Origin of the sequence: Streptococcus mitis, assembly GCF_002005545.1 — a bacterium.
GTDB classification, from domain to species: Bacteria; Bacillota; Bacilli; order Lactobacillales; family Streptococcaceae; genus Streptococcus; species Streptococcus mitis_I.
The window spans coordinates 1,069,563-1,091,526 of the sequence record NZ_LBMT01000001.1; the positions used below are offsets into that span (position 1 = coordinate 1,069,563).

Sequence of the window (21,964 nt, forward strand, 5' to 3'; positions counted from 1 at the left end):
ATAGAAAAGAAGCAATTTAATTAAAAATATTCTTGTTTTTTCAAATTGCAATTAAATAAGCAATTTTCAGATAATAATTGAAAATTTAAGCTGTTTATGTTATAATGATAGCGATTAAATTCGAGGTGAAAAATGGCACATTTATTAGAAAAAACAAGAAAAATTACTTCTATCCTGAAGCGCTCAGAGGAGCAGTTGCAGGAAGAACTTCCATACAATGCGATTACCCGTCAATTGGCAGATATTATTGACTGTAACGCCTGTATCGTCAATAGCAAGGGACGTCTCCTTGGTTATTTCATGCGTTACAAAACCAATACAGATCGTGTAGAGCAGTTCTTCCAAACTAAGATTTTCCCAGATGACTACATTCAAGGTGCGAACATGATCTACGATACAGAAGCCAATCTGACAGTTGATCATGATTTGAGTATTTTCCCTGTGGAAAGTCGTGCCGACTTTCCAGATGGTTTGACGACTATTGCACCGATTCATGTATCAGGGATTCGTCTTGGTTCTTTGATTATTTGGCGCAATGATAAAAAATTCGAAGATGAGGATTTGATCCTTGTTGAGATTGCGAGTACCGTTGTTGGGATTCAACTCCTTAATTTCCAACGTGAAGAAGATGAGAAAAATATTCGCCGCCGTACTGCTGTTACCATGGCGGTTAATACCCTTTCTTACTCCGAACTCCGTGCTGTTTCAGCAATTTTAGGGGAATTAAATGGAAATGAAGGGCAGTTGACTGCGTCTGTGATTGCAGACCGTATCGGTATTACCCGTTCTGTGATTGTCAATGCTCTTCGTAAACTTGAGTCTGCGGGAATTATTGAAAGTCGCTCACTTGGAATGAAAGGAACCTACCTTAAGGTTTTGATTTCAGATATTTTTGAAGAAGTGAAGAAAAGAGATTACTAATGACTAAGGCTTTAATTTCGATTGATTATACAGAAGATTTTGTTGCTGATAGTGGAAAATTGACAGCAGGCGCTCCAGCTCAGGCGATTTCGGATGCCATCAGCAAGGTGACTCGATTAGCTTTTGAACGCGGAGATTACATCTTTTTTACCATTGATGCTCACGAAGAAAATGATTGTTTTCATCCAGAAAGCAAGCTGTTTCCTCCTCACAATTTGATTGGAACTAGTGGGCGGAATTTATACGGAGATTTGGGGACCTTTTATCAAGAACATGGTTCAGACAGTCGTGTCTTTTGGATGGATAAACGCCATTACTCAGCTTTTTCAGGGACTGACCTGGATATCCGCTTGAGAGAGCGTCGAATTTCTACCGTTATCTTAACAGGAGTCTTGACGGATATTTGTGTCCTGCATACAGCTATAGATGCCTATAATCTAGGATATGATATCGAGATTGTTAAACCAGCTGTTGCTTCCATCTGGCCTGAAAATCATCAATTTGCCCTAGGTCATTTCAAAAATACACTCGGAGCTAAGTTGGTAGATGAAAATCTAAATGAAATTTCTGAGTAATTTGGTTGGTGAAATGAAAAAAATTGAAAAAAAGTGTTGACAAGGATCACAAAAGTTGATATACTAGTAAAGTAATCGACGCGGGGATGGCGGAATTGGCAGACGCGCAGGACTAAGGATCCTGTGACCGCTTTAGGTCGTGAGGGTTCAAGTCCCTCTCTCCGCATAGGATAAGAGTTAGCTTAGGCTAGCTCTTTTGTTTTCATATAATTCAAGTAGAGTAAAAAATTTTTGCTCTTTTTTTGTATTTCATAAACATTTCATATTTGAATTTTATAATAGTCTTACAAATATGGAGGTGACGAATGAATCCAATCCAAAGAGCTTGGGCTTATGTCAGCAGAAAACGACTGAGAAGTTTTATTTTATTTCTGATTTTGTTTGTCCTATTGGCTGGAATTTCAGCCTGTTTGACTCTGATGAAGTCCAACAAAACAGTTGAAACCAATCTTTACAAATCACTCAACACATCTTTTTCTATTAAGAAGATAGAAAATGATCAGACTTTTAAGTTGTCAGATCTAGCGTCCGTGAGCAAGATTAAAGGATTGGAAAATGTTTCTCCTGAACTCGAGACGGTCGCAAAACTAAAAGACAAGGAAGCAGTGAGTGGCGAGCAGAGCGTGGAACGTGATGATTTGTCAGCTGCGGATAAGAATTTGGTTAGCTTAACGGCTCTTGAAGATTCATCTAAGGATGTCACCTTTACCAGCTCGGCTTTCAATCTAAAAGAAGGGCGACACCTTCAAAAAGGGGATTCAAAGAAAATTCTGATCCACGAAGAGTTGACTAAGAAGAACGGTCTTTCGCTTCATGACAAGATTGCCTTAGATGCTGGTCAGTCAGAAGCTGGTAAAGGACAAACTGTCGAGTTTGAAATCGTCGGAATCTTCTCTGGTAAAAAACAAGAGAAATTTACAGGTTTGTCTTCTGACTTCAGTGAAAACCAAGTCTTTACAGACTATGAAAGTAGCCAAACCCTTTTGGGCAATACTGAACCTCAAGTTAGTGCAGCGCGCTTCTATGTAGAAAATCCTAAGGAAATGGACGGACTCATGAAGCAGGTAGAAAACTTGGACTTGGAAAATCAAGGCTATCAAGTCGAAAAGGAAAGCAAGGCTTTTGAACAAATCAAAGACTCAGTTGCTACCTTCCAAACCTTCCTAACCATCTTCCTTTATGGGATGTTGATAGCTGGAGCTGGAGCCTTAATTTTGGTCTTGTCTCTCTGGTTGAGAGAACGGGTCTACGAAGTGGGAATTTTACTGGCACTTGGAAAAGGTAAGATCTCGATCTTCCTACAGTTCTGTTTAGAGGTAGTTTTGGTATCTCTCGGTGCTTTGCTTCCATCCTTTATCGCTGGAAATGCCATTACATCCTATCTGCTCCAAACTGTCCTATCCAGTGGAGATCAGGCAAGCTTACAAGATACACTAGCCAAAACAAGCAGTTTATCAACCAGCATCTTTTCTTTTGCAGAATCCTATGTTTTTCTAGTTCTGCTTAGTTGCTTATCTGTAGCCCTTTGTTTCCTATTCTTATTTAGAAAATCACCGAAAGAAATTTTATCATCTATTAGTTAAGAAGGAGAAATCATGACTTTATTACAATTACAAGATGTTACCTACCGTTATAAGAACACTGCTGAAGCAGTCCTATATCAGATCAATTATAATTTTGAACCCGGGAAATTTTACAGTATTATTGGGGAGTCAGGAGCAGGAAAATCCACTCTCTTGTCCCTACTGGCTGGTCTAGATAGTCCTGTTGAAGGTTCTATCCTTTTCCAAGGAGAGGATATTCGTAAGAAGGGCTATTCCTACCATCGTATGCACCATATTTCCCTGGTCTTTCAAAATTATAACTTGATAGATTATCTTTCTCCACTGGAAAATATCCGCTTGGTCAACAAAAAGGCAAGCAAGGATACACTGCTTGAGCTTGGTTTGGATGAAAGTCAGATCAAGCGGAATGTTCTCCAGTTATCAGGTGGTCAACAACAACGTGTTGCTATTGCTCGTAGTTTGGTATCAGAAGCTCCAGTTATTCTTGCAGATGAGCCAACGGGAAATCTGGACCCTAAAACTGCTGGAGATATTGTCGAACTGCTCAAATCACTTGCCCAGAAAACAGGTAAATGTGTCATCGTCGTAACTCACAGCAAAGAAGTGGCACAAGCGTCAGATATTACACTTGAATTGAAGGACAAGAAACTGACTGAAACTCGCAATACTAGTAAATAATTTGAGCTTGTTTTGATAGAATTATAAAACAAAATCTAGAAAGGGAACCTATGTTACACAACGCATTTGCCTATGTTACAAGGAAGTTTTTCAAATCGATTGTCATCTTCCTGATTATTCTCCTCATGGCGAGCTTGAGTTTGGTCGGCTTGTCGATCAAGGGAGCTACTGCCAAGGCTTCTCAGGAGACATTTAAAAATATCACCAATAGCTTCTCCATGCAAATCAATCGTCGCGTTAATCAAGGGACGCCACGTGGTGCTGGGAATATCAAGGGTGAAGATATCAAAAAAATCACCGAAAACAAGGCCATTGAGTCTTATGTTAAACGCATTAATGCCATTGGAGATTTGACTGGATATGAACTCATCGAAACTCCAGATACCAAGAAAAATCTGACACCTGATCGTGCTAAACATTTTGGAAGTAGCTTGATGATTACAGGTGTCAATGACTCCTCTAAAGAAGACAAGTTTGTCTCTGGTTCTTATAAGCTGGTCGAAGGTGAGCACCTAACAAATGACGACAAGGATAAGATTCTCCTGCACAAGGACTTGGCAGCCAAACACGGCTGGAAAGTAGGGGATAAGGTCAAACTAGACTCTAATATCTACGATGCAGACAATGAAAAAGGTGCCAAAGAAACAGTCGAAGTGACAATAAAGGGACTCTTTGATGGTCACAATAAGTCGGCAGTAACCTACTCACAAGAACTCTATGAAAATACAGCCATCACAGACATCCATACGGCTGCAAAACTTTATGGATATACAGAAGACACAGCTATTTATGGGGACGCAACTTTCTTTGTAACAGCGGACAAGAACTTGGATGATGTCATGAAAGAGTTGAATGGTATCAGTGGTATAAATTGGAAGAGCTATACACTTGTGAAGAGCTCCTCAAACTACCCAGCTCTAGAGCAATCCATTTCAGGTATGTACAAGATGGCCAATCTCCTCTTCTGGGGTAGCTTGAGTTTCTCAGTCCTTCTCCTTGCCCTCTTACTCAGCCTTTGGATCAATGCCCGTCGCAAGGAAGTAGGTATTCTCCTCTCTATCGGTCTCAAGCAGGCAAGTATCTTGGGTCAATTCATCACTGAATCCATCTTGATTGCCATCCCTGCTCTTGTTTCTGCTTACTTCTTAGCTACTTACACAGCGCGTGCAATCGGAAATACTGTTCTTGCCAATGTCACTTCAGGTGTTGCCAAGCAAGCCAGCAAGGCTGCTCAAGCCTCTAACCTTGGTGGTGGTGCAGAAGTAGATGGCTTTAGCAAGACCTTGTCGAGCCTAGATATTTCTATTCAGACATCAGATTTTATCATCGTCTTTGTCCTAGCCTTGGTTCTAGTGGTTCTTGTTATAGCGCTTGCTTCAAGTAATCTCCTTAGAAAACAACCAAAAGAGCTCTTGCTCGATAGTGAATAAGTTTGAAAAAATTAGTCTGGAATAAAGATTGCATCTTGTTTTTCTATTCCAGAATGGTGGATAGAGAATGCATATTTAACAATACAAAATAGAGTCGAAAGCAGTGGTGAAAATCATTGCTTTCAATCGCTTTCTTTGTACTTTTGCTGGTGGATGTGATATACTAAAATCGTGGAATTCAGTGGAAGAACAATTTACAATTTCTATATTCAAATATGTATAAAAATTTATTCATAATTTGCTTTTAAATAAATAGAAAACCTGTAGATACCTATCCAGACTGCAAAGGTAGATGAGCCTGCTGTGGCTGAGTTTGCCTTTTTAAAAATATAAAATAGTGAGGAAAACAATGAGACAAACAAATGTTAGAGGGACATTATCCCTACGTGGCTTTAGAAAATTAAGAACTGGTGCAATTGTTGCGACAGGTGTGATTTTATTGGGGCTGGGCTTTTTAGCTCCAACTGTATCAGCTAATGAACAAGATGGTGTTTGGGTAGCCAGAACAGTTGCAGAAGTAAAAGCTGATATTCAACATATAGACAATTTATCACACTACACAATTAAGTGGGGAGATACACTGAGTGCTATTAGTGAAGCAACAGGGCTATCTGTTGATAGTTTGGTTGAGATAAATCGTATTGCAAATAGAGATTTGATTTTTGCTAATAATAAATTGTATTTTAGCGAAGAGGCTTTTCTAAAAGATGGAAATACAGAAGTAAAAAGACAGCGAGTGTCGATTGCTAATTCTGGTAGCTGTCAAAGTTATGAAGTTGAAACAAAGACAGATACTGTAACTGGAGAGCAAACTACTACTGTTAAACAAACGACACCAGTAGTTGTGGAAACACCAGCAGTATCGGAAGCGAAAGCTGAAGAGTCAGTATCGCCAGCACTGAAAGCAGAAACACCAGTCACAGTTGCGCCAAAATCAGACGAGTCAGCGACACCAGCGTTGAAAACTGAAGAACCATCAGCGCCAGCACCGAAAGTGGAAGAACCTGCAACCCCCTCGCCAAAAGCAGAGGAACCAACGACACCCGCACCGAAAGCAGACGAACCAGCGACACCTGCACCAAAGGTGGAAGAACCAGTGACACCTGCGCCAAAAGTAGATGAGCCAGCGACACCGGCACCGAAAACAGACGAGCCAGCGACACCGGCACCAAAATCAGACGAGCCAGTGGCTACAACGCCAAAAGCAGAAGAACCAGCGGTTCCAGCGCCAAAAGCGGAAGAACCAGCGACTCCAGCGCCAAAAGTAGAGGAACCAGCGACTCCAGCACCAAAAGTAGAGGAACCAGCGACACCAGCGCCAAAAGTGGAAGAACCAGTGACTCCAGCGCCAAAAGCAGAGGAACCAGTGACTCCAGCGCCAAAAGTAGACGAACCATCGACACCGGCACCAAAAGTAGAGGAATCATCGACACCAGCGCCGAAAGTGGAAGAGCCAGCAACACCAGCGCCAAAATCGGAAGAGCCATCGACACCGGCACCGAAAGAAGAGAAGCCAGCAACACCAGCGCCAAAATCGGAAGAGCCATCGACACCAGCACCGAAAGCAGAGAAGCCATCGACACCAGCGCCGAAAGAAGAGAAGCCAACGACACCAGCGCCAAAAGTGGAAGAGCCATCGACACCAGCGCCAAAAGTAGAGGATCCATCGACTCCGGCACCAAAAGTGGAAGAACCAGTATCTCCAGCGCCAAAATCGGAAGAACCAGCGGCGACAACACCGAAGGCAGAAGAACCAGTATCTCCAGCGCCAAAAGCAGAGGAGCCAGCGGCACCAGCACCGAAAGCAGAGGAGCCAGCGACTCCAGCACCAAAAGTAGAGGAACCCGCGGCACCAGCACCGAAAGACGATGAATCAGGTTCTTCAGTTGAATCTCCATCAACAGCTAATCATTCAGACGAGTCAGGAGCGCCATCTACAACTCCTACAGGTGACTCAACAGCTACCCAACCAAGTGATTCAACATCGTCACCGGTAACCCCAAGTGAAGAAGCACCGGTCACATCAGGCGAAACTAATTCCACTGAACAGCCATCTGGAGAATCAGGTAAATCTGAAACGACATCAGAATCTTCCAATACTCCATCTGCGGAAGCTACAAATGATTCAGGGAATGCAGCAACATCAACTCCGACTCCAGAAGCATCAACTTCAGAGCCAAAATCAGAAGAAGAACTTAAGAAGGAAGAAGCCTTGAAGTCAGCTAAAAAGGAGAGCATAGATGATAATATCGGTGAAGTTGTTAAAATAAAAGCAGATGCGATTGAAAAAGTTACTGATGCAGATGAAAAGGCAAGATTAAAAGAAGCATTAAAGGCGTTACAAGATAAAGCGATAGAAGAAATTAACAAAGCAAAAGATGATGAAGAAGTAGCTACTGTTACAGAAAAATATCAAAATGAAATCAATGCATTGGATGTTCCAGGGGAAGAAGTTTCAAGTCCGAATTATGGTAGAGAAGGCTTGACCAATAATGGTCCTGGTGGAACTACTATTGACAATGGAAGCACAGCGATTGGTCATGGTGCAAGTGGGACTTCCAGATCAGCAGTAGCATCTCCAACACAACCTTCTTCAACTTCAGAAAGAGGTTCAAGTTTTAGAAATGCCCCATCGGTTCAAGCAAGAGCAAGAAGAGTAGCACGTTCAACATCAGAACCAGATGGAACTGTAAATATTAGCTATAACTTCGCTGGAATGCCAGATATTCATGGTTTCCTATCTGACCCGGGAGAAAATAACACTGTCATGATTCCTGCTGGAACGAGTGAAGCACAGGCAAAAGAGCTAGTAAAAGAAAAAATTCAAGCCAAGATAAAAGACTTAGCTGCTAGAGGGTATCATGTGAAAAATGACATTATTTTTGAACAAGATACTACTGTGAAAAATTATAACTACGTCGTTACATTCACTAAGGAGACTACAGGAACTTCAGGTTTCAGAATGGCTCCAGCAGTTCAACCACGCGCTAGCAGAAATCGTAGAAGTCTAGAACAGCCAGCTCCTCAAAAGGTCAAAGTCAATGTTTTTTATAACTTTGATCAAATGAAAGATATTGCAGGTTTTCTAGGAGATATCAATGGAACTTCTCTTGAAATTGCGGAAGGTTTATCAAATGAAGAGGTTAAAGCAGCTGTCAAGAGCCAAGTTGATGCTAAGAAAGAAGAGTTGAGCAAACGCGGCTATACTTTCAAAGAGGACTATGTCTATCAATCTAATGGGAAAGATTATAATTACGTTGTAACATTTTCAAAAGAAGCTAAATAATTTTCATTCTATAGAGAGTGAAATGCAAGCAGAGAGAGCGATAGGCTCTCTTTGTTTTATCTAGTGGTCAGTTGATTACAGACAAAAGGCCAGTAAGAGGCTATAATAGAAAATAGAGTAGGTATTTATTCTAATACTCTTCGAAAATCAAACTCAAACCACGTCAGCGTCGCCTTACCGTAGGTATGGTTACTGACTTCGTCAGTTCTATCCACAACCTCAAAACAGTGTTTTGAGCTGACTTTGTCAGTTCTATCTACAACCTCAAAGCAGTGCTTTGAGCAACCTGCGGCTAGCTTCCTAGTTTGCTTTTTGATTTTCATTGAGTATAAGAAAAATAAAAAATAGAGAGCAGTTAAAGTATGAAAATTTTAATTGTAGAAGATGAAGAGATGATCCGTGAGGGGGTCAGTGATTATTTGACGGATTGTGGTTATGAAACCATTGAAGCCGCAGACGGTCAAGAAGCATTAGAAAAATTTTCCAGCTATGAAGTAGCCTTGGTTTTACTGGATATCCAGATGCCCAAGCTCAATGGTCTGGAAGTACTAGCTGAGATTCGTAAAACCAGTCAGGTTCCTGTATTGATGCTGACCGCCTTTCAGGATGAAGAATACAAGATGAGTGCCTTTGCTTCGCTAGCAGATGGCTATCTGGAAAAGCCCTTCTCCCTCTCCCTCTTAAAAGTGAGGGTGGATGCGATTTTCAAGCGCTATTATGATATGGGACGAGTCTTCTCCTATAAGGATGCCAAGGTGGACTTTGAAAGCTACAGTGCCAGCCTAGCAGGTCAAGAAGTGGCTATCAATGCCAAAGAGTTGGAAATTCTGGACTATCTGGTGAAAAATGAAGGACGGGCCTTGACTCGGTCTCAGATAATCGATGCCGTTTGGAAAGCGACAGATGAGGTTCCCTTTGACCGTGTCATTGATGTCTATATCAAGGAATTGCGGAAAAAGTTAGACTTGGACTGCATCCTCACTGTGCGCAATGTTGGTTATAAATTGGAGCGAAAATGAAACGAACAGGTTTATTTACAAAGATATTTATCTATACCTTCTCGATTTTTAGTGTTCTGGTTATCTGCCTTCATTTAGCTATTTATTTTCTCTTTCCCTCGACTTATCTGAGTCACCGTCAGGAAACCATTGGTCAGAAGGCAACAGCCATTGCCCAGTCCCTAGAAGGGAAAGACAGGCAGAATATCGAGCAAGTGTTAGAGCTGTATTCCCAGACTAGTGAGATCAAGGGGGCCGTTAAGGGCGAGATGACCGAGGATAAGTTAGAAGTCAAGGACAGCCTTCCTCTGGACACAGACCGCCAGACTACCTCGCTTTTTATTGAGGAGCGGGAGGTGACAATGCAGGACGGTGGTACCATGACTCTCCAGTTTCTAGCTTCCATGGATTTGCAAAAGGAAGCAGAGCAAATCAGTCTCCAGTTTCTTCCCTACACCTTGCTGGCATCCTTTCTGATTTCCCTCTTGGTGGCCTATATCTATGCTCGGACCATTGTTGCACCAATTTTGGAAATCAAGCGGGTGACTCGTAGAATGATGGAACTAGATACCCAAGTACGTTTGCGCGTGGATTCTAAGGATGAGATTGGTGATCTCAAGGAACAAATCAATAGCCTCTACCAGCATCTTTTGACTGTTATTGCAGACTTGCATGACAAGAATGAAGCCATTCTCCAGCTGGAAAAGATGAAGGTCGAATTCCTACGAGGGGCTTCTCATGAATTGAAGACACCTCTTGCTAGTTTGAAAATCTTGATTGAAAATATGAAAGAAAATATCGGTCGCTATAAGGATAGAGACCACTATCTGGGAGTTGCTTTGGGAATTGTGGATGAGCTTAATCACCACGTTCTCCAGATACTTTCCCTCTCTTCTGTGCAGGAATTGCGAGATGATAGGGAACAAATTGACTTACACCAGATGACGCAAACTCTAGTCCAGGATTATGCCTTGCTAGCCAAGGATAGAGAGATTCAGATAGACAATAGTTTGACTCATCAGCAGGCTTATCTAAACCCATCTGTCATGAAGTTGATTCTGTCTAACCTCATCAGCAATGCCATTAAGCACTCTGTTCCAGGTGGCTTGGTTCGTATTGGAGAGAGAGAAGGGGAACTTTTTATAGAAAATAGCTGCAGTCCAGAAGAACAAGAAAAACTAGCCCAATCTTTTTCTGATAATGCTAGTCGTAATGCCAAGGGGTCTGGGATGGGTCTCTTTGTGGTCAAAAGTTTATTGGAACATGAAAAATTACCTTATCGTTTTGAGATGAAGGAGAATCGTTTGACCTTCTTCATAGCTTTTCCAAAAGTCGCCCAAGACTAGGGATAGAAAGGGTTTACATAGATGAAGCTAGAAGAAATTCAATCGAAACTGCGGGAAAAACTAGATTTTTTTGTCAAAAAGTGATAAAATGAACAATGTAAATGGGATGACCCATAAAAATATACAGGAGGCCTGATAAAATGGCAATCGTTTCAGCAGAAAAATTTGTCCAAGCAGCTCGTGACAACGGTTATGCAGTTGGTGGATTTAACACAAACAACCTTGAGTGGACTCAAGCTATCTTGCGTGCAGCAGAAGCTAAAAAAGCTCCAGTTTTGATCCAAACTTCAATGGGTGCTGCTAAATACATGGGTGGTTACAAAGTTGCTCGCAACTTGATCGCTAACCTTGTTGAATCAATGGGTATCACTGTACCAGTAGCTATCCACCTTGACCACGGTCACTATGAAGATGCACTTGAATGTATCCGAGTTGGTTATACTTCAGTTATGTTTGATGGTTCACACCTTCCAGTTGAAGAAAACCTTGAAAAAGCTCGTAAAGTTGTAGAATTTGCTCATGCAAATGGTGTATCAGTGGAAGCTGAAGTTGGTACTATCGGTGGTGAAGAAGACGGAATCATCGGTGATGGTGAATTGGCTCCAATCGAAGACGCTAAAGCAATGGTTGAAACTGGTATCGACTTCTTGGCAGCTGGTATCGGTAACATCCACGGTCCTTACCCAGAAAACTGGAAAGGTCTTCACCTTGATCACTTGCAAAAATTGACTGAAGCTGTTCCAGGATTCCCAATCGTATTGCACGGTGGATCAGGTATTCCTGATGAGCAAATCCAAGCGGCTATCAAACTTGGTGTTGCCAAAGTTAACGTTAACACAGAATGCCAAATCGCATTTGCTAACGCAACTCGTAAATTTGCTCGTGACTACGAAGCAAACGAAGCAGAATATGACAAGAAAAAACTCTTCGACCCACGTAAATTCTTGGCTGACGGTGTAAAAGCTATCCAAGCATCAGTTGAAGAACGTATCGACGTATTCGGTTCAGAAGGTAAAGCATAATCTAGCTGAACAATACATACAGAACCTGCCCATTGGGTGGGTTTTTTGGTGTTTTAAGGAGACTATTAAACCAGAATTTTGGACTACTACTCTTCGAAAATCTCTTCAAACCACGTCATCTTCGCCTTGCCGTAGGTATGGTTACTGACTTCGTCAGTTCTATCCACAACCTCAAAACAGTGTTTTGAGCTGACTTCGTCAGTTCCATCTACAACCTCAAAGCAGTGTTTTGAGCAACCTACGGCTAGCTTCCTAGTTTGCTCTTTGATTTTCATTGAGTATAAAAATACCACTTTAAGAGAAAAATTTTCAATTTCACAAATTTTAGGCAAACGCTTGCATTCTAGTTTTTATTGGACTATAATAGGTTGGTATAAAGCCTTCTGTAATAATATTGAGAAGGTATAGAAAGTAAGGATTTAGAATACTTGTTGTCAAAAACACAATGTTGCTATTCCTTACATAGGGAGATAGATATGGCAATGATAGAAGTGGAACATCTTCAGAAAAATTTTGTGAAGACTGTTAAGGAACCGGGCTTGAAGGGGGCATTACGCTCCTTTATTCATCCTGAAAAGCAGACCTTTGAAGCGGTCAAGGATTTAACCTTTGAGGTACCCAAAGGGCAAATTTTAGGTTTTATCGGGGCCAATGGTGCTGGGAAGTCGACAACTATTAAAATGCTGACAGGAATTTTGAAACCAACATCTGGTTTTTGTCGGATTAATGGCAAGATTCCCCAGGACAATCGCCAAGATTATGTCAAGGATATTGGAGTCGTTTTCGGACAACGAACCCAGTTATGGTGGGATTTGGCTTTACAAGAGACCTACACGGTCTTGAAAGAGATTTACGATGTGCCAGATTCGCTCTTCCATAAGCGCATGGACTTTTTGAATGAAGTCTTGGATTTGAAGGATTTTATCAAAGACCCCGTGCGGACTCTTTCACTAGGGCAGCGCATGCGGGCTGATATTGCGGCTTCCTTGCTTCACAATCCCAAGGTACTCTTTTTAGATGAGCCGACCATTGGTCTGGATGTTTCGGTCAAGGATAACATTCGTCGCGCCATTACCCAGATCAATCAGGAGGAAGAGACAACTATTCTTTTGACAACTCACGACCTGAGCGATATTGAGCAACTTTGTGATCGTATTTTTATGATTGACAAGGGACAGGAGATTTTTGATGGGACGGTTAGCCAGCTCAAGGAGACCTTTGGCAAGATGAAGACTCTTTCTTTTGAACTGGTATCAGGTCAAAATCACCTAGTTTCTCACTATGAAGGCTTTTCGGATATGACAATTGATAGACAGGGGAATAGCCTCAACATTGAATTCGATAGTTCTCGCTACCAGTCAGCTGACATTATCAAGCAAACCCTGTCTGATTTTGAAATCCGCGATTTGAAGATGGTGGATACGGATATCGAGGATATTATCCGTCGCTTCTATCGAAAGGAGCTCTAAGATGGTCAAATTGTGGAGACGTTATAAACCCTTTATCAATGCAGGTGTTCAGGAGTTGATTACCTATCGAGTCAACTTTATTCTTTATCGGATCGGCGATGTCATGGGGGCTTTTGTGGCCTTTTATCTCTGGAAGGCAGTCTTTGATTCCTCCCAGGAGTCTTTGATTCAGGGCTTTAGTATGGCAGATATCACCCTCTACATCATCATGAGTTTTGTGACCAATCTTCTGACTAGGTCGGATAGCTCCTTTATGATTGGGGAGGAGGTCAAGGATGGTTCCATTATCATGCGTTTGTTGAGACCAGTGCATTTTGCGGCTTCTTACCTCTTTACCGAGCTTGGTTCCAAGTGGCTGATTTTTATCAGCGTTGGCCTTCCATTTTTAAGTGTCATTGTTTTGATGAAAATCTTATCTGGGCAAGGGATTGTAGAAGTGCTGGGATTAACTGTCCTTTATCTTTTTAGCTTAACGCTGGCCTATCTGATTAACTTTTTCTTTAATATCTGCTTTGGATTTTCTGCCTTTGTGTTTAAAAATCTATGGGGTTCCAATTTACTTAAGACTTCCATAGTGGCTTTTATGTCTGGAAGTTTGATTCCCTTGGCTTTCTTTCCAAAGGTTGTTTCAGATATTCTGTCCTTCCTGCCTTTTTCATCCTTGATTTACACCCCAGTCATGATTATCGTTGGGAAATACGATGCCAATCAGATGCTTCAGGCACTCCTTTTGCAGTTCTTCTGGCTCTTAGTGATGGTGGGCTTGTCTCAGTTGATTTGGAAACGAGTCCAGTCATTTATCACCATTCAAGGAGGTTAGTATGAAAAAATATCAACGCATGCATCTGATTTTTATTAGACAATACATCAAGCAAATCATGGAATACAAGGTGGATTTTGTAGTTGGTGTCCTGGGAGTTTTTCTGACCCAAGGTTTGAATCTCTTGTTTCTCAATGTCATCTTTCAACACATCCCATCACTAGAAGGTTGGAGCTTTCAAGAAATCGCCTTTATATATGGTTTTTCCTTGATTCCCAAGGGCTTGGACCATCTCTTTTTTGACAATCTCTGGGCACTGGGCCAACGCCTAGTGCGAAAAGGAGAATTTGACAAATACCTGACTCGTCCTATCAATCCTCTCTTTCATATCCTAGTTGAGACCTTTCAGATTGATGCCTTGGGTGAACTCTTAGTCGGTGGTATTTTATTGGGAACAACCGTGACCAGTATTGCTTGGACTCTTCCAAAATTCCTGCTTTTTCTAGTTTGTATTCCTTTTGCGACCTTGATTTATACTTCCTTGAAAATCGCGACAGCTAGTATCGCTTTTTGGACCAAACAGTCAGGCGCCATGATTTACATTTTTTATATGTTTAATGATTTTGCCAAGTATCCCATTTCCATTTACAATTCATTTCTTCGTTGGTTGATTAGCTTTATCGTGCCTTTTGCCTTTACGGCTTACTATCCTGCCAGCTATTTCTTGCAGGACAAGGATGTAATCTTTAACATCGGAGGTTTGATTTTGATTTCCCTTGTCTTTTTTGGTATTTCCCTTAAACTCTGGGACAGGGGCTTGGATTCTTACGAAAGTGCAGGATCCTAAGATGAAGAAACTCAAAGCCTTGTCTCAGGACAGGCTTTTTCTAATAGAGATGAAAATTCCTTGACATCTATTCTCAGAGTGCTATACTTTAAGTGTAATCGCCGATTTAGCTCAGTTGGTAGAGCAAGGCACTCGTAAAGCCTAGGTCACAGGTTCGATCCCTGCAATCGGCAAAGTGAAGGAACTCATTTTACTGGGTTTCTTTTTTTCTTAATTATTGAACCATTTAGACCGAGATAGAGACCAGATAGGCAAAAGAACTTGTTCTTGAAGTTGACCTCTGCTATAATAATTTTTGTAAGGGACGTGAGGCGTCACTATCAGATAACTCAAGTTCCTAAAAAAGAAATTGGAGATAAACAAATGAAAAAATTATTGGGGCTTGTATTTTTACTAGCAGCAGCGACAGTAGTGTATTTTGGTTCTGTTGGCTGGCCAACTTTGGACATTAACCTCTGGTCATTGATTCCGGTAGGCTTGTTCCTCTATTTCACTCTAGAGAATCTTTTGAAAAAAGACTACAAGGCTAGTCTGATGTGTTTGATTATTGCCTTTATCATCGCAAATGCGATTTTGGACCTGTTGCCAATTTCAAGTGGCTTGGTGATTGGAGCAGGTGTGCTAGCTTGTGTAGGTATTGGTTATCTCTTTCCTGATAAAGAGAGTAAATAGAAATTATTGAAAAATAGATAAAGAAAAAACACTTCAATCACTGTATTTAGTTTGATTGAGGTGTTTTCGATTTAGTTTTTTATTTCTGAGCCATCAATTCAACAATCATCTCGATATACATGACAAGGGTTAATAAGAATCCTGCACGCCAGAAGAATTTGATGAATTTAGGATAGTAAAAGCTGCGTTTTTTTAAAAGGAAGAAAAAAACGAGAATAATGGCTAGGACTGAGAGGGCTAGGCCCAGTCTAGGGAGGAAATTGTGGGTAAAGGTTTTAGCTGTGATTAGGTAGTACTCAAATACCAAGACTGGAAAAGCCAAATCCGCAAAGTTTCGTCCTAGTTTTTTTAATCTAAAAAGTTTAGTTATGATAATGCAGACTACTAAAGTCAGTATCAATAATAAAATAGATGCTAATTTCATTAAAATCATACCCATATTGTATCATAAAAAAAGGCTAATGGAAACGAGAAACAGAGGAATTTATAGGAAAGTCAGGCTTTTGAGATTGTAGATGTTTTTTGTTATAATGAAAGTTATGAAATCTTATAATACCTTGAATGATTATTATCGAAAACTCTTTGGAGAAAAGACCTTTAAAGTCCCTATTGATGCGGGGTTTGACTGTCCCAATCGTGATGGGACTGTGGCTCATGGAGGCTGTACTTTTTGTACGGTTTCAGGTTCTGGAGATGCTATCGTAGCACCGGATGCGCCTATCCGTGAGCAATTTTATAAGGAAATTGACTTTATGCATCGCAAGTGGCCAGATGTCCAGAAGTATCTGGTTTATTTTCAAAATTTTACCAATACCCATGAAAAGGTGGAAGTCATCCGAGAGCGCTATGAACAGGCTATCAACGAGCCCGGTGTGGTAGGAATCAATATCGGAACGCGCCCAGATTGTTTACCAGACGAAACCATTGAATATTTGGCTGAATTATCGGAGCGTATGCATGTGACGGTTGAATTGGGCTTGCAGACTACTTATGAAACAACCTCTGACCTGATTAACCGTGCCCATTCCTATGAATTGTACGTGGAAACGGTCAAGCGTTTGAGAAAGTATCCAAAGATTGAGATTGTTTCCCATCTTATTAATGGCTTGCCTGGTGAAACCCATGAGATGATGATTGAAAATGTCCGTCGCTGTGTCACGGATAACGATATTCAAGGGATTAAACTGCATTTGCTCCATCTTATGACAAATACTCGTATGCAACGAGATTATCACGAGGGACGTTTACAGTTGATGAGTCAGGACGAGTATGTCAAGGTCATCTGTGACCAATTGGAGATCATTCCCAAGCATATCGTCATCCATCGAATCACAGGAGATGCACCTAGAGATATGCTGATTGGTCCTATGTGGAGTCTCAATAAATGGGAAGTCCTCAACAGCATTGAGATGGAAATGAGACGTCGTGGAAGTGTTCAAGGATGCAAGGCTGTAAAACAGGAGTTTGAAAATGAAAAGACCACTTGAAATGGCACATGATTTTTTGGCTGAGGTAGTGACAAAAGAGGATATCGTAGTGGATGCGACCATGGGAAATGGCCATGACACGCTTTTTCTGGCCAAGCTAGCCAAGCAAGTCTATGCCTTTGATATTCAGGAACAAGCCTTGGAAAAGACCCAAGAGCGTTTGCATCAGGCTGGCCTGACAAATGCTCAGTTGATCTTGCAAGGTCATGAGACACTGGACCAGTTTGTGACAGAAGCCAAGGCAGGGATTTTTAATCTGGGCTATTTGCCATCAGCTGATAAGTCTGTCATTACCCGACCTCAGACAACGATTGAAGCATTAGAAAAGTTATGCCATTTGCTTGTCAAAGGGGGACGGATTGCTATTATGATCTACTATGGTCATGAAGGAGGCGACATCGAGAGGGATGCTGTCTTGGATTTTGTGAGCCAGTTGAATCAACAAGAGTATACTGCTGCCATTTACCGAACTTTAAACCAAATCAACAATCCACCATTTTTAGTGATGATTGAAAAATTAGAGAGATATAGACATGGATAAACAATACCTACGTGAAAAGCTGGATGCCATGCGCCAGAATTTTGTTGAATCAACCCACCACGAACGAGCAGTGGGTGTGCTAGATCAAGCGCATATGAGCAAAAAAATGCTTAAAATCAAGAAAAAATTAGTTGCTCTTGAAATGGAACGGTGCCAGAGAAAAATTGAGCACAAAGACTGTTCCAAGATTGACCAAAAAATCAAAGAGCAGAAGGAGATATTTGAATCCTGTTGTAAAAAAGATTAAGGAGGAAGTGCGTGGAATTACTAATTTACCTCATCCTATTTTTACTGGTTTTGATTGTCTCAAGTACAACCAATAAGCTCCTGCCCTTTTTGCCTCTCCCTTTGGTGCAGATTCTTTTGGGAATTGTGATTGGTCTCTTTTTACCCAATACCGACTTTCATCTCAATACAGAGTTGTTTTTGGCCTTGGTTATCGGGCCCTTGCTTTTCCGAGAGTCGGAGGAAGCAGATATTACGGCTATTTTAAAACACTGGCGAATCATTATCTATCTCATATTTCCAGTGATTTTTATCTCGACCCTAAGTTTGGGTGGCTTGGCCCACCTTCTTTGGCTCAGTCTTCCCTTGGCTGCTTGCTTGGCTGTTGGGGCAGCTCTTGGTCCTACGGACTTGGTGGCTTTTGCTTCTCTTTCGGAGCGCTTTAGCTTTCCAAAGCGCGTGTCCAATATTCTTAAGGGTGAGGGACTCTTGAATGATGCATCTGGTTTGGTGGCCTTTCAGGTAGCTTTGACAGCTTGGACAACTGGAGCTTTTTCCCTTGGGCAAGCTAGTAGTTCGCTCATCTTTTCAATTCTAGGCGGTTTTTTGATTGGCTTTTTAACAGCCATGACCAACCGTTTCCTCCATACCTTCTTGCTAAGTGTGCGCGCAACGGATATTGCCAGTGAGCTTTTATTAGAATTGAGTTTGCCTCTGGTGACCTTCTTTCTAGCAGAAGAAGTCCACGTTTCAGGAATTATTGCCGTTGTAGTTGCGGGAATTTTAAAGGCAAGCCGTTTTAAGAAAATTACGCTCCTCGAAGCCCAAGTGGATACGGTGACCGAGACGGTCTGGCATACAGTGAATTTTATGCTGAACGGTTCTGTCTTTGTGATTTTAGGGATGGAGTTGGAAATGATAGCAGAACCTATCTTGACCAATCCAATCTATAATCCCTTACTGTTATTGGTATCTCTTATAGCCCTTACCTTTGTCCTCTTTGCTATTCGTTTTGTCATGATTTATGGCTACTATGCCTATAGGACTAGACGCCTCAAGAAAAAGCTAAATAAGTATATGAAGGACATGCTTCTTTTGACCTTCTCAGGTGTCAAGGGAACGGTGTCGATTGCTACGATCCTTCTGATACCAAGTAATCTAGAACAGGAGTATCCTCTCTTGCTGTTCCTTGTCGCAGGTGTGACGCTAGTAAGCTTTTTAACGGGTCTATTGGTCCTTCCTCAGCTTTCTGATGAACAGGAAGAAAGCAAGGACTATCTCATGCATATCGCCATTTTGAATGAAGTAACGCTAGAGTTGGAAAAAGAGTTGGAAGATACCAGAAATAAGCTCCCTCTCTATGCAGCCATTGACAATTATCATGGACGTATTGAAAATCTCATCCTGAGTCAAGAAAATAAGGGGGCTCAAGAAGACTGGGAGGCCTTGAAACTTCTCATCCTCAGTATTGAAAGTGATGGTTTAGAACAGGCTTATGAAGAGGACAAGATGAGTGAGCGTGCTTATCGGGTTTACCAACGTTATTTGAAAAACATGGAACAAAGTATCAATCGCAAGTTTGCTTCACGATTGACCTATTATTTCCTTGTTTCCTTGCGGATTTTACGTTTTCTCCTACACGAAGTCTTTACCTTAGGCAAGACCTTCCGTAGTTGGAAAAATGAAGAATCACAGAAACTCAGAGCCCTTGACTATGACCAAATTGCAGAGCTTTATCTAGAAAATACAGAGATGATTATCGAAAGTTTGGAGAACCTAAAAGGGGTTTATAAGAGTTCTTTAATCAGCTTCATGCAGGATTCTCGTCTCCGAGAAACAGCTATTATCACCAGTGGTGCCTTTGTCGAACGGGTTATCAATCGTGTTAAACCCAACAATATCGATGAAATGCTGAGAGGCTATTATCTGGAGCGCAAGTTGATTTTCGAATATGAAGAAAAACGATTGATTACGACCAAGTATGCCAAGAAGTTACGACAAAATGTGAATAACTTAGAGAACTATTCCTTGAAGGAAGCTGCCAATACCCTGCCTTATGATATGATGGAATTGGTAAGAAGAAATTAATCAAGATTATAAGTGAAGGAGTGTGACATGAAGAAGTGGTGGAAAGAGCTGACAGACAAGCCTTTAGTAAAAGCTTTTTTGCATTATTATCAAGCATCAGATAGTGAGTTGACCAGTGTCGCCGTAGCCTACTATTGGTTGATTTCGATTTTTCCCCTTCTTTTGGTGGTGGTCAATATCCTCCCTTATTTTCAGATTCCAGTTTCTAATTTTTTAAAGGTTGTCAATGAATTCTTGCCGGATACCATGTATGATGTGGTCGCAAAGATTATTACAGAGGTACTGACCCAACCTTCAACGGGCTTATTGAGTTTTGCTATTTTATCAGCCCTCTGGACCTTTTCAAAATCCATGAATTTCCTACAGAAAGCCTTTAATAAAGCTTACGGAGTAGCAAAAAATCGTGGGATGATTTCTCATCAACTCATGAGTTTGTTTGTCAGTTTTGGTCTGCAGATTCTCTTTGCCTTAGCTCTTTTTCTGAGTGTCTTTGGCCGTATGCTCCTCAACCTTGTCAAAAGCTATTGGAATTCGGATAGTCCTCTCTTTGATTATCTGCAAGACCTAACAGGTCCCTTGATCTATGCCTTGATTTTTGCTATCTTGGTCATGCTTTATTATTTTCTGCCCAATGTCAAGGTGCGACGGATTCAACATGTATTACCAGGTAGTGCCTTTGTCTTGTTGACTCTGGCCTTACTGCTCAATATCTTTTCAGTCTATGTCAACAATTATGTCAATCACCTAGTGGACGTCCGTTTTTTCAGTTCCGTCGTCGTGGTGGTCATGATGTTCTGGTTTATTCTCATCGCTAAGATTTTGATTGTCGGCGCGGTGATCAATGCCAGTGTCCAGAGCTTGAAAGATCCGAGCTTTAGAATAAATTAATTCATTTTTTATCCATAACAAAACGCATACTATCAGGCTTTATAAACCTTGATAATATGCGCTTTTTGATTGTGAAAATTAGTAGATAAACATGGCATCACCGAAACTAAAGAAGCGGTAGTGTTCTTGGATGGCATGGTGATAAGCATCTAAGACTAATTCACGGCCTGCAAAGGCAGAAACCAACATGACCAGAGTTGATTTTGGCAGGTGGAAGTTGGTTGAGAAGGCATCCACGACCTTCCATTCGTAGCCAGGTTTGATAAAGATATTGGTCCAGCCAGAATCTGCTTGGATTTGCCCATTAAACTTGGAACCAATAGTCTCCAGTGTGCGAATAGAAGTGGTTCCGACAGCGATGACGCGACCACCATTTTCCTTAACAGAGCGAAGAGTGGCAGCCGCTTCCTCAGAAAGCTGGTAGAATTCTGAGTGCATTTCGTGTTCGTCTAGATTGTCAACAGAAACGGGTCTAAAGGTTCCGAGTCCGACATGAAGCGTCAGATAGACCAGATGAACACCCTTAGCTTGGATTTCTGCCAGCAGTTCTTTGGTGAAGTGAAGGCCAGCAGTTGGTGCTGCAGCAGAGCCACTTTCTTTAGCGTAGACCGTTTGATAGCGTTCACGGTCATCCAATTTTTCATGGATATAAGGTGGCAGAGGCATTTCTCCTAGACTTTCCAAGACTTCTAGGAAAATTCCTTGGTATTCAAAGCGGACAATGCGGCCTCCGTGAGTCAATTCTTCTGTAACGACAGCACTAAGACGACCATCTCCAAAGCTGACGCGAGTACCGACCTTGAGGCGTTTGGCAGGTTTAGCCAGAACTTCCCACTCATCTCCAGCAGTATTTTTGAGTAGGAGTAGTTCCGCATGACCTCCAGTTTCTTCCTTTTGACCATAGAGGCGGGCGGGGAGAACGCGGGTGTCGTTCATGACAAGGGCATCACCAGGTTCCAGCATATCAATAATAGAGTGGAAGTGTTTATCCTGCATTTCTCCCGTCTCACGGTTGACGATGAGGAGTTTAGAGGCATCTCGTTTTTCAAGGGGCGTTTGGGCAATCAATTCCTCAGGCAAGTGGAAATCAAAATCAGCTGTATTCATATATCTGTTCATTCTTTCTAAGTTCTAATCCTATCCATTATAACATGTTTCAAGTTTGG

General features: G+C 41.5%; 22 protein-coding genes and 2 tRNA genes. 20 read left to right on the top strand and 4 right to left on the bottom strand.

What is annotated here, in order from left to right:
- Positions 1-132: 132 nt before the first annotated feature.
- From codY to QS39_RS11505, 7 genes are all read left to right on the top strand, one after another.
- Positions 133-921 (top strand): GTP-sensing pleiotropic transcriptional regulator CodY, encoded by a 789-nt coding sequence (gene codY, locus QS39_RS05635; protein WP_000940738.1) that lies wholly within the window; start codon positions 133-135, stop codon positions 919-921.
- Positions 921-1,496: a cysteine hydrolase family protein gene (locus tag QS39_RS05640; protein WP_042750413.1), complete on the top strand. Its 576-nt coding sequence runs from the start codon at positions 921-923 to the stop codon at positions 1,494-1,496. The genes codY and QS39_RS05640 overlap by 1 nt, the downstream gene beginning before the upstream one ends.
- An 80-nt stretch (positions 1,497-1,576) precedes the next feature.
- A tRNA-Leu gene (locus tag QS39_RS05645) sits at positions 1,577-1,662 on the top strand.
- A 139-nt stretch (positions 1,663-1,801) separates the two neighbouring features.
- The gene (locus tag QS39_RS05650; protein ID WP_077804878.1) at positions 1,802-3,079 is read left to right on the top strand and encodes an ABC transporter permease; all 1,278 of its coding nucleotides are present in this window, start codon (positions 1,802-1,804) and stop codon (positions 3,077-3,079) included.
- 12 nt (positions 3,080-3,091) lie between these two features.
- A complete protein-coding gene (vex2, locus tag QS39_RS05655; RefSeq protein WP_000173750.1) occupies positions 3,092-3,739 on the top strand; it encodes an ABC transporter ATP-binding subunit Vex2 in 648 nt (215 codons plus the stop codon).
- 50 nt (positions 3,740-3,789) lie between these two features.
- A complete protein-coding gene (vex3, locus tag QS39_RS05660) occupies positions 3,790-5,169 on the top strand; it encodes an ABC transporter permease subunit Vex3 (protein ID WP_077804879.1) in 1,380 nt (459 codons plus the stop codon).
- 349 nt (positions 5,170-5,518) lie between these two features.
- Positions 5,519-8,455: a LysM peptidoglycan-binding domain-containing protein gene (locus QS39_RS11505; RefSeq protein ID WP_077804880.1), complete on the top strand. Its 2,937-nt coding sequence runs from the start codon at positions 5,519-5,521 to the stop codon at positions 8,453-8,455.
- Positions 8,456-8,580: 125 nt separating this feature from the next.
- Here the strand turns inward: QS39_RS11505 and QS39_RS11300 are convergent, their stop codons facing one another.
- On the bottom strand, positions 8,581-8,778 hold the full coding sequence (locus tag QS39_RS11300) for a hypothetical protein (protein ID WP_077804881.1): 198 nt from the start codon (positions 8,776-8,778) through the stop codon (positions 8,581-8,583).
- 39 nt (positions 8,779-8,817) lie between these two features.
- Here QS39_RS11300 and vncR point away from each other — a divergent pair, with 39 nt between their 5' ends.
- The 3 genes from vncR (at position 8,818) to QS39_RS05685 (ending at position 11,821) form a co-directional block, all read left to right on the top strand.
- Entirely contained in the window at positions 8,818-9,474 is a 657-nt protein-coding gene (gene vncR, locus QS39_RS05675) for a response regulator transcription factor VncR (RefSeq protein WP_077804882.1), read from the top strand.
- Complete coding sequence (vncS, locus tag QS39_RS05680; RefSeq protein ID WP_077804883.1) at positions 9,471-10,799, top strand: sensor histidine kinase VncS; 1,329 nt, start codon at positions 9,471-9,473, stop codon at positions 10,797-10,799. Before vncR ends, vncS begins: the two co-directional genes overlap by 4 nt.
- 140 nt (positions 10,800-10,939) lie before the next feature.
- Positions 10,940-11,821 (top strand): class II fructose-bisphosphate aldolase, encoded by an 882-nt coding sequence (locus QS39_RS05685; protein WP_001019006.1) that lies wholly within the window; start codon positions 10,940-10,942, stop codon positions 11,819-11,821.
- 86 nt (positions 11,822-11,907) lie between these two features.
- On the opposite strand, the gene QS39_RS11305 is transcribed toward QS39_RS05685, so the two are convergent.
- On the bottom strand, positions 11,908-12,096 hold the full coding sequence (locus QS39_RS11305) for a hypothetical protein (RefSeq protein WP_077804884.1): 189 nt from the start codon (positions 12,094-12,096) through the stop codon (positions 11,908-11,910).
- A gap of 201 nt (positions 12,097-12,297) precedes the next feature.
- Between QS39_RS11305 and QS39_RS05695 the strand changes: the two genes are divergently transcribed.
- The 5 genes from QS39_RS05695 to QS39_RS05715 all read left to right on the top strand — a co-directional run bounded on the left by QS39_RS05695 (position 12,298) and on the right by QS39_RS05715 (position 15,569).
- A complete protein-coding gene (locus tag QS39_RS05695) occupies positions 12,298-13,290 on the top strand; it encodes an ABC transporter ATP-binding protein (protein ID WP_077804885.1) in 993 nt (330 codons plus the stop codon).
- 1 nt (position 13,291) lies between these two features.
- Positions 13,292-14,110, top strand: a complete 819-nt coding sequence (locus QS39_RS05700; RefSeq protein WP_077804886.1) for an ABC transporter permease — start codon at positions 13,292-13,294, stop codon at positions 14,108-14,110.
- A 1-nt stretch (position 14,111) separates the two neighbouring features.
- Positions 14,112-14,897: an ABC transporter permease gene (locus QS39_RS05705; RefSeq protein ID WP_077804887.1), complete on the top strand. Its 786-nt coding sequence runs from the start codon at positions 14,112-14,114 to the stop codon at positions 14,895-14,897.
- Between the two features lie 100 nt (positions 14,898-14,997).
- Positions 14,998-15,070 (top strand) — tRNA-Thr (locus QS39_RS05710).
- Between the two features lie 190 nt (positions 15,071-15,260).
- Positions 15,261-15,569 carry a hypothetical protein gene (locus QS39_RS05715; protein WP_077804888.1) on the top strand — a complete coding sequence of 103 codons (309 nt, stop codon included), beginning with the start codon at positions 15,261-15,263 and terminating at the stop codon, positions 15,567-15,569.
- A gap of 79 nt (positions 15,570-15,648) precedes the next feature.
- On the opposite strand, the gene QS39_RS05720 is transcribed toward QS39_RS05715, so the two are convergent.
- A complete protein-coding gene (locus tag QS39_RS05720) occupies positions 15,649-16,008 on the bottom strand; it encodes a DUF3397 domain-containing protein (protein WP_023945634.1) in 360 nt (119 codons plus the stop codon).
- A 91-nt stretch (positions 16,009-16,099) separates the two neighbouring features.
- Here QS39_RS05720 and mnmL point away from each other — a divergent pair, with 91 nt between their 5' ends.
- The 5 genes from mnmL to QS39_RS05745 are packed head-to-tail and all read left to right on the top strand — an operon-like array spanning position 16,100 to position 20,798.
- On the top strand, positions 16,100-17,056 hold the full coding sequence (gene mnmL / locus QS39_RS05725) for a tRNA modification radical SAM protein MnmL/YtqA (RefSeq protein ID WP_023946280.1): 957 nt from the start codon (positions 16,100-16,102) through the stop codon (positions 17,054-17,056).
- Entirely contained in the window at positions 17,040-17,597 is a 558-nt protein-coding gene (mnmM, locus tag QS39_RS05730; RefSeq protein ID WP_077804889.1) for a tRNA 5-(aminomethyl)-2-thiouridylate-methyltransferase MnmM, read from the top strand. The genes mnmL and mnmM overlap by 17 nt, the downstream gene beginning before the upstream one ends.
- Positions 17,590-17,844 carry a hypothetical protein gene (locus tag QS39_RS05735; protein WP_000361085.1) on the top strand — a complete coding sequence of 85 codons (255 nt, stop codon included), beginning with the start codon at positions 17,590-17,592 and terminating at the stop codon, positions 17,842-17,844. Before mnmM ends, QS39_RS05735 begins: the two co-directional genes overlap by 8 nt.
- Before the next feature lie 11 nt (positions 17,845-17,855).
- On the top strand, positions 17,856-19,910 hold the full coding sequence (locus tag QS39_RS05740; RefSeq protein WP_077804890.1) for a cation:proton antiporter: 2,055 nt from the start codon (positions 17,856-17,858) through the stop codon (positions 19,908-19,910).
- 27 nt (positions 19,911-19,937) lie between these two features.
- Positions 19,938-20,798, top strand: a complete 861-nt coding sequence (locus tag QS39_RS05745; RefSeq protein ID WP_077804891.1) for a YihY/virulence factor BrkB family protein — start codon at positions 19,938-19,940, stop codon at positions 20,796-20,798.
- 78 nt (positions 20,799-20,876) lie between these two features.
- Here the strand turns inward: QS39_RS05745 and queA are convergent, their stop codons facing one another.
- Positions 20,877-21,905 carry a tRNA preQ1(34) S-adenosylmethionine ribosyltransferase-isomerase QueA gene (gene queA / locus QS39_RS05750; protein ID WP_023945628.1) on the bottom strand — a complete coding sequence of 343 codons (1,029 nt, stop codon included), beginning with the start codon at positions 21,903-21,905 and terminating at the stop codon, positions 20,877-20,879.
- Between the last annotated feature and the right edge of the window lie 59 nt (positions 21,906-21,964).

What these genes read in the sequence shown, in the direction of transcription:
- codY (WP_000940738.1), top strand. Translation starts at nt 133, where the DNA reads ATGGCACATTTATTAGAAAAAACAAGAAAAATTACTTCTATCCTGAAG.
- QS39_RS05640 (WP_042750413.1), top strand. Translation starts at nt 921, where the DNA reads ATGACTAAGGCTTTAATTTCGATTGATTATACAGAAGATTTTGTTGCT.
- QS39_RS05650 (WP_077804878.1), top strand. Translation starts at nt 1,802, where the DNA reads ATGAATCCAATCCAAAGAGCTTGGGCTTATGTCAGCAGAAAACGACTG.
- vex2 (WP_000173750.1), top strand. Translation starts at nt 3,092, where the DNA reads ATGACTTTATTACAATTACAAGATGTTACCTACCGTTATAAGAACACT.
- vex3 (WP_077804879.1), top strand. Translation starts at nt 3,790, where the DNA reads ATGTTACACAACGCATTTGCCTATGTTACAAGGAAGTTTTTCAAATCG.
- QS39_RS11505 (WP_077804880.1), top strand. Translation starts at nt 5,519, where the DNA reads ATGAGACAAACAAATGTTAGAGGGACATTATCCCTACGTGGCTTTAGA.
- QS39_RS11300 (WP_077804881.1), bottom strand. Translation starts at nt 8,778, where the DNA reads ATGAAAATCAAAAAGCAAACTAGGAAGCTAGCCGCAGGTTGCTCAAAG.
- vncR (WP_077804882.1), top strand. Translation starts at nt 8,818, where the DNA reads ATGAAAATTTTAATTGTAGAAGATGAAGAGATGATCCGTGAGGGGGTC.
- vncS (WP_077804883.1), top strand. Translation starts at nt 9,471, where the DNA reads ATGAAACGAACAGGTTTATTTACAAAGATATTTATCTATACCTTCTCG.
- QS39_RS05685 (WP_001019006.1), top strand. Translation starts at nt 10,940, where the DNA reads ATGGCAATCGTTTCAGCAGAAAAATTTGTCCAAGCAGCTCGTGACAAC.
- QS39_RS11305 (WP_077804884.1), bottom strand. Translation starts at nt 12,096, where the DNA reads ATGAAAATCAAAGAGCAAACTAGGAAGCTAGCCGTAGGTTGCTCAAAA.
- QS39_RS05695 (WP_077804885.1), top strand. Translation starts at nt 12,298, where the DNA reads ATGGCAATGATAGAAGTGGAACATCTTCAGAAAAATTTTGTGAAGACT.
- QS39_RS05700 (WP_077804886.1), top strand. Translation starts at nt 13,292, where the DNA reads ATGGTCAAATTGTGGAGACGTTATAAACCCTTTATCAATGCAGGTGTT.
- QS39_RS05705 (WP_077804887.1), top strand. Translation starts at nt 14,112, where the DNA reads ATGAAAAAATATCAACGCATGCATCTGATTTTTATTAGACAATACATC.
- QS39_RS05715 (WP_077804888.1), top strand. Translation starts at nt 15,261, where the DNA reads ATGAAAAAATTATTGGGGCTTGTATTTTTACTAGCAGCAGCGACAGTA.
- QS39_RS05720 (WP_023945634.1), bottom strand. Translation starts at nt 16,008, where the DNA reads ATGGGTATGATTTTAATGAAATTAGCATCTATTTTATTATTGATACTG.
- mnmL (WP_023946280.1), top strand. Translation starts at nt 16,100, where the DNA reads ATGAAAGTTATGAAATCTTATAATACCTTGAATGATTATTATCGAAAA.
- mnmM (WP_077804889.1), top strand. Translation starts at nt 17,040, where the DNA reads ATGAAAAGACCACTTGAAATGGCACATGATTTTTTGGCTGAGGTAGTG.
- QS39_RS05735 (WP_000361085.1), top strand. Translation starts at nt 17,590, where the DNA reads ATGGATAAACAATACCTACGTGAAAAGCTGGATGCCATGCGCCAGAAT.
- QS39_RS05745 (WP_077804891.1), top strand. Translation starts at nt 19,938, where the DNA reads ATGAAGAAGTGGTGGAAAGAGCTGACAGACAAGCCTTTAGTAAAAGCT.
- queA (WP_023945628.1), bottom strand. Translation starts at nt 21,905, where the DNA reads ATGAATACAGCTGATTTTGATTTCCACTTGCCTGAGGAATTGATTGCC.